The organism is Gluconobacter aidae (assembly GCF_009547075.1).
Classification (GTDB): Bacteria; Pseudomonadota; Alphaproteobacteria; order Acetobacterales; family Acetobacteraceae; genus Gluconobacter; species Gluconobacter aidae.
The window spans coordinates 1-462 of the sequence record NZ_WIPH01000113.1 but is presented as its reverse complement, the minus strand read 5'-3'; the positions used below and the strand labels follow the sequence as shown (position 1 = coordinate 462).

The 462-nt window shown below is 42.2% G+C and carries 1 protein-coding gene; it reads right to left on the bottom strand.

Features of this window, described 5'->3' with window-relative positions:
- The coding region (locus GFJ39_RS13955) for a hypothetical protein (RefSeq protein ID WP_153432062.1) at positions 1–191 on the bottom strand (191 nt) is incomplete at its 3' end.
- Positions 192–462: the final 271 nt, after the last annotated feature.

Sequence of the window (462 nt, the reverse complement as noted above, 5' to 3'; positions counted from 1 at the left end):
ACCTTGGCGTTATCATTCAGGCGGTTCGGCAAAATATTGTTCTGCGTAGCGCGCAGAACATCACCATGAGTTTCTGCCAGACTTTGAGAATGCCGCAGAAGCCAGTCTTCGCTGAAAAGATCAGAACGGATGATCTTTCCGGAATGAATACGGAATGAATTCCTGGAAATTTTTCCAAAAAACTTGGCCATATCTGCGGTTCCTTGATCTGGGAAGCATCGGATCACGGGCATGCTGTGTTTTGGATGGGGAATTTCAGACAAATAATTTCAAATAAATTATGGTCTGGATGTGGATTTTATAAATACAGGAACAGATCGCGTGATTTGTTCTGGTTATGGTGTCTGAAACTGTTCAGCACACAACGTGTGGATGGAGTTTTGGTTACCGGATGAATAAAAAAAAGAGAGATAAATCTCTGCCGGAATGTCTGGATCAATTTGTCATGAGAAGAGAAACCAT